This window comes from Nocardia sp. NPDC058497, assembly GCF_042720195.1.
GTDB lineage: Bacteria > Actinomycetota > Actinomycetes > Mycobacteriales > Mycobacteriaceae > Nocardia.
Genome location: NZ_JBHXMY010000408.1, coordinates 1 through 5,396, shown reverse-complemented (window position 1 = coordinate 5,396; position 5,396 = coordinate 1). Strand labels below are relative to the sequence as shown.

The following is a 5,396-nucleotide window of genomic DNA, read 5'->3' as shown; positions in this document are numbered from 1 at the left end:
GTGGGTCACGAACACGATGTCGTCGCTCAGCTGGCTGAACAGCAGGGCCTGGTGCACCGACATCGGGCCGCTCGCCAGGATACCGATGCGCTGGTCACGTACCTCCCAGCCGTGGCAGTAGGGGCAGTGCAGGACCTCGTGGCCCCAGCGTTCGCGCAGGCCGGCGACCTCGGGCAGTTCGTCGGCCAGACCGGTGGCGACGAGGATCCGGCGCGCCGACACCGAGCGTCCGTCTGACAGCGCCACCAGGAATTCATGACCCACGCCGGCGGGACTTCCTCCCGCCGCTGCCGTCTCGACTCCGGCGGGACCGCCTACTGCCGCCGCGGTCTCAGGTCCGGCGGTGCCAGCCGAATCGTCCACGCCTACTGAGGAATCCACGCCGAGACCGCTCTGCGGCCTACGTTCGACAGTGACCACCTGCCCGGAAACCACATGCCCGCCGTAGCCACGCACCTCGGCGCGACCCCGCTCGAGCAGTTCCAGCGGCGGCATCCCTTCCCGCGCCAGCAAACCGTGCACACCGTCGGCCGGTGCGTTGCGCGGCGACCCGCCGTCGATCACGGCGACCGAGCGCCGCGAGCGGGCCAGCATGAGCGCCCCGTTCAGCCCGGCCGCACCGCCACCGAGGACCACCACGTCGTAGGTGTCGTTCAACTCTGTCATCTGAAGCCTCCTTCGCCGACCACCGTGCGCCCGCACCCGCGCACGTGGCAATGTTTCTTGCTGACATGGCAAACTGGTAACCATGGACGACCTCGAAAAGACCCTGGGATCGGTCGGCCCCCGGCTCCGCTCCCTGCGCAAACAGCGCCGGACCACCCTGGCCGACCTGTCGGCCGAGACCGGCATCTCGGTCAGCACCCTGTCGCGCCTGGAATCCGGCGACCGCAAACCCACCCTCGAACTACTGCTTCCCCTCGCCAAAGCACACGGCGTGACCCTCGACGAACTCGTCGACGCCCCACCCACCGGCGACCCGCGCATCCACCTGCGCCCGATCACCCGCCACGGCATGACGATGCTACCGCTGACCAAACGCGCCGGCGGCATCCAAGCCTTCAAGATGATCATCGCCCCCAACGCCCGCAACCGCCCGGACGAACCCCAGGTCCACGAGGGCTACGAATGGCTCTACGTCCTCAACGGCCGCCTGCGCCTGATCCTCGGCGACAACGACATCGTCCTCACCCCCGGCGAAGCCGCCGAATTCGACACCCACATCCCCCACTGGTTCGGCGCCGCCGACGACCACCCCGTCGAATTCCTCAGCCTCTTCGGCAAACAGGGCGAACGAGCCCACCTCCGCGCCCACTCGAAGGGCGCCACCTGACTCACAGCGAACAACAGAGCCATGCATGCGAATGTCATGTGCATGTATGCTGGGTACATGGGTGTTGCCATTCAGATCAAAGACGTGCCCGAGGCGGTGCGAGACGCGATCGCCGCGCGTGCAGCCGCACGTGGCCAGTCGACCCAGGCTTTTTTGCGCGCACTGCTGGATCGCGAGTTCCGCGCCGAACGAAACAGAACGCTCCTCGAGAGCACGATCGGACGTCGGCACTTGACAATGAGCGCCGACGAAGTAGTCGATGAGATTCGGGGCGGCCGCGAGGGCGGCGAGTGATCGTCGTCGACGCCAACGTCATGGTCATGGCACTTGCCAACCCGACATCGCAGGGCGACTCCGCCCGGTCCGCCATGCTTGCCGACGACAACTGGATCGCCCCCGCCCACATGCCGTTGGAAGTGCTGCGGACGCTACGCAAAGCCGTCCTCGGCGGCCGGTTGCACAGCGTCGACGCGGACGCCGCGTTCGGAGCGCTGTCAGCGATGCAGATCGATTACATCGACATGAACGCCGACTTGCTACACGCTGTCTGGGCGATGCGCGACAACGTCTCCGCCTATGACGCAGCGTACTTGGTTGTCGCGTCCGTTCACGATGCCCCCGTGGTGACCTTTGATGCTCGCCTCGCAAAGGCTGCCGAGATAGCCGCACCGAGCGTCCAGGTGACCCTGCTGTAAGCAGCCCCACTCAACCCTGCAGGGCCGCAATCAGGGCCGGGCTCAATGCCAGTGCGGGAAGGGATTCCACCAGCAGGTCGACCAATTGTTCTCGGGTGATGGGCTTTTCGTTCATCCAGGTGATGATCGTTTCCTCGACGAACGCGATCCAGCCGCGAATGGCCAGGGTGAGGCGGGCCAGGTCGGGATCGTCGGGGGGTAGCGGGAGTTCGGAGACGATGAGATCGGCGATGGCGGCGCGGGTTTCGTTGACGTAGCCGACCATGTCGGGGGTGACACTGGCGGGGCCGCGCAGCACGGAGCGATAGGACGCCGAGTGCGCGGTCGCGTAGTCGACGAATCGCTCGATCGAGTCGCGCAGCATGTCGAACAGCGACAGATCACGGTTGGGCATGACGGCCGTGTAGAACTCGGTGCTCACATGCCGGGCGATCGCCTCGTGGAACTCCTGCTTGGAGGCGAAGTAGTGGAACAGCAGCCCGCGCGAGATACCCGCCTGCTTGGCGATGTCGTCGACCGAGATGTCCTCGAGCGGCCGCGCGGCCAGCATCTCGGCACCCAGGTGGATCAGCTGCAGCCTGCGCTCCTCGGGGCTGAGCCGGACGCGCTTGGCCGCTCCCGTACTCCTGATACTCACATCGACCATCCTAGCCACTACTGAACCCTGCTCAATAGCTGTTGACTCCGGCTCAATAGGACCGTAGTCTGCATTACATGAGTCGCAAGGTTACAGACAAAGTCGTCGGCAACCGCGCCGCCCGCCACATCAAGACGATCATCGTCGGCAGCGGGTTCGCGGGCCTCGGTATGGCCATCCGGCTGCATCAGCAGGGCCGCGATGATTTCCTCGTCCTCGAGCGCGGTAGCGATGTCGGCGGCACCTGGCGGGACAACACCTACCCCGGTGCCGCCTGTGACGTGCCCTCGCACCTGTACTCGTACTCGTTCGCGCTGAACCCGGACTGGTCGCGCTCGTTCTCCAAGCAGGGCGAGATCCAGGCCTACATCCGCGGCGTCGCCGAGAAGAACAACGTGCTCGACAAGCACCTGTTCGACTGCGACGTCCTGGGTATGCGCTGGAACGCCGAGACCGCCCGCTGGGACATCACCACCAGCAAGGGCGACTTCACCGCCGAGACCGTGGTCTCCGCGGTCGGCGCCCTGTGCGAGCCGTCGCTGCCCGACATCAAGGGCATCAACGAGTTCGAGGGCGAGATCTTCCACTCGGCCCGCTGGGACCACGACGTCGAGCTGGCGGGCAAGCGAGTCGCCGTGATCGGCACCGGCGCCTCGGCCATCCAGATCGTGCCCGCCATCGCGGGCAAGGTCGCCCACCTCGACCTCTACCAGCGCACCGCGCCGTGGCTGCTGCCGCGCATGGACCGCCCGTACCTGCTGCCGGAACGACTGGCGTTCAAGTACATCCCGGGCGTGCAGCGACTGTCCCGCGCGGCCATCTACGCCGTCCGCGAGACCCAGGTCGTCGGCCTGGCCAAGTACCCCGCGCTGATGAAGATCTTCGAGACGATCTCGCGCGGCAAGCTGCTGGCCGAGGTCCGCGACCCGGTCAAGCGCGCCAAGGTCACCCCGAACTACCGCATCGGCTGCAAGCGCATGCTGATCTCCAACGAGTACTACCCGGCGATCGACCGCGACAATGTCGAGGTGGTCACCGACGGCATCGCCGAGGTCAAGGCCGGCTCGATCGTCACCAAGGACGGCACCGAGCGCGAGATCGACGCGCTGATCGTGGCGACCGGCTTCCACGTGACCGACTCCCCCGCCTTCGAGACCATCACCGGCCGCACCGGGCAGACCCTGTCCGAGCAGTTCGACGAGGTCGGCCAGCGCGGTTACAAGGGCTCGACCATCGAGAACTTCCCGAACATGTTCTTCCTGCTCGGCCCGAACGTCGGCCTCGGCCACACCTCGATGGTGTTCATGATCGAATCGCAGATCAACTACGTCGCCGACGCGCTGGCTACCATCGATAGGCAGAACCTGCGCACCGTCGAGGTCCGTCCCGAGGCTGTGCGCGCGTACAACACCGAACTGCGGGCGAAGATGGCCGACAGCGTCTGGATGAACGGCGGCTGTGCCAGCTGGTACCTGGACAAGCACGGCAACAACACCACACTCTGGCCCGATTTCACCTTCCAGTTCCGTAGGCTGACCAAGAACTTCGACGTCGCGGCCTACGACACGACTGCTTCGACCGACTCCGATCTGAAAGTGGTGGCAGCACAGTGAGCAATGATGCTTACTTCACGAACAAAGTCTGTGTGATCACGGGTGCCGGGTCCGGCATCGGCCGCGCGCTGGCCGAGAACCTGGCCCGCCGCGGCGCCAAGCTGGCGCTGTCCGACATCGACGCCGAGGGCCTGGCCGAGACCGTGCGCCTCTGCGAGGGACTGGGCGCGCAGGTCAAGTCCGACCGGCTCAACGTCGCCGAGCGCGAGTCCTTCCTGGTCTACGCCGATTCGGTGAAGGCGCACTTCGGCGTCGTGCACCAGATCTACAACAACGCCGGTATCGCCTACCACGGTGACGTCATCAAGACCGAGTTCAAAGACATCGAACGCATCATGGATGTCGACTTCTGGGGCGTCGTCAACGGCACCAAGGCGTTCCTGCCGATGCTGATCGAGTCCGGCGACGGCCACGTCGTCAACGTGTCGAGCCTGTTCGGCCTGGTCACCGTACCCGGCCAGGCGGCCTACAACTCGGCCAAGTTCGCCGTGCGCGGCTTTACCGAGGCGCTGTACCAGGAAATGAAGATCTCGAAGGCACCGGTCAAGGTCACCTGTGTGCATCCTGGCGGCATCAAGACCGCGGTTGCCCGCAACGCCACCTACGCCGAGGGCATCGACGGCGCCAATACCGCTTCGCTGTTCGACAAGTACCTGGCGATCCACACCCCGGAGATGGCCGCGCAGACCATCACCGAGGGTGTGCGCAAGGGTCACGCCCGCGTGCTGATCGGTTGGGAGGCCAAGGTGCTCGACGTGAGCGTGCGCTTCCTTGCCTCGGGCTACAACCGGATCTCGGCCGTGGTCAACGGCCGTTTCATGCCGAACTGACCAGAGCGGAATCCAGGTAACGCCATGCGCGAGTTCAAGATTCCGCTGCCGATCGCCCGCGTGTTGCTCGACCCGGTCTTCCGGGTCACGCTCAACGCGCGGCTGCCGGTCGCGGTGCAGCGCGCTCTGCTCGACGCGGTCTCCCTGATGCAGCTGGTGCCCGATGGTTCCGTCGTGCAGCACCTGCAGCTGGGGGGCCGCCCGGCCGAGCGGGTCATCGCCGAGACCGCGATCCCGGGTTCGCGTACCCGGGCGGTCCCGCCGGAGCGTGCCGCGGGCGCGATGCTG

Annotated in this window: 7 protein-coding genes and 1 pseudogene; 6 read left to right on the top strand and 2 right to left on the bottom strand. The window is 66.1% G+C overall.

Features of this window, described 5'->3' with window-relative positions:
- The coding region (locus tag ACFWPJ_RS23380) for an FAD-dependent oxidoreductase (RefSeq protein WP_378854525.1) at positions 1 to 666 on the bottom strand (666 nt) is incomplete at its 3' end.
- A gap of 82 nt (positions 667 to 748) precedes the next feature.
- Between ACFWPJ_RS23380 and ACFWPJ_RS23375 the strand changes: the two genes are divergently transcribed.
- From ACFWPJ_RS23375 to ACFWPJ_RS23365, 3 genes are read left to right on the top strand one after another with little or no spacing between them, the layout of a single operon-like run.
- A complete protein-coding gene (locus tag ACFWPJ_RS23375; protein ID WP_378854524.1) occupies positions 749 to 1,333 on the top strand; it encodes a helix-turn-helix domain-containing protein in 585 nt (194 codons plus the stop codon).
- A gap of 57 nt (positions 1,334 to 1,390) precedes the next feature.
- Complete coding sequence (locus ACFWPJ_RS23370) at positions 1,391 to 1,627, top strand: hypothetical protein (protein WP_378854523.1); 237 nt, start codon at positions 1,391 to 1,393, stop codon at positions 1,625 to 1,627.
- Entirely contained in the window at positions 1,624 to 2,028 is a 405-nt protein-coding gene (locus tag ACFWPJ_RS23365; protein ID WP_378854522.1) for a type II toxin-antitoxin system VapC family toxin, read from the top strand. The genes ACFWPJ_RS23370 and ACFWPJ_RS23365 overlap by 4 nt, the downstream gene beginning before the upstream one ends.
- 10 nt (positions 2,029 to 2,038) lie before the next feature.
- On the opposite strand, the gene ACFWPJ_RS23360 is transcribed toward ACFWPJ_RS23365, so the two are convergent.
- Entirely contained in the window at positions 2,039 to 2,674 is a 636-nt protein-coding gene (locus ACFWPJ_RS23360) for a TetR/AcrR family transcriptional regulator (RefSeq protein WP_378854521.1), read from the bottom strand.
- A 68-nt stretch (positions 2,675 to 2,742) separates the two neighbouring features.
- Here ACFWPJ_RS23360 and ACFWPJ_RS23355 point away from each other — a divergent pair, with 68 nt between their 5' ends.
- From ACFWPJ_RS23355 to ACFWPJ_RS23345, 3 genes and pseudogenes are all read left to right on the top strand, one after another.
- Positions 2,743 to 4,278 carry a flavin-containing monooxygenase gene (locus tag ACFWPJ_RS23355; protein WP_378854520.1) on the top strand — a complete coding sequence of 512 codons (1,536 nt, stop codon included), beginning with the start codon at positions 2,743 to 2,745 and terminating at the stop codon, positions 4,276 to 4,278.
- Positions 4,275 to 5,108 (top strand): SDR family NAD(P)-dependent oxidoreductase, encoded by an 834-nt coding sequence (locus tag ACFWPJ_RS23350; RefSeq protein WP_378854519.1) that lies wholly within the window; start codon positions 4,275 to 4,277, stop codon positions 5,106 to 5,108. The genes ACFWPJ_RS23355 and ACFWPJ_RS23350 overlap by 4 nt, the downstream gene beginning before the upstream one ends.
- A 24-nt stretch (positions 5,109 to 5,132) precedes the next feature.
- A pseudogene (locus ACFWPJ_RS23345) lies at positions 5,133 to 5,396 on the top strand (esterase); the annotation flags it as partial.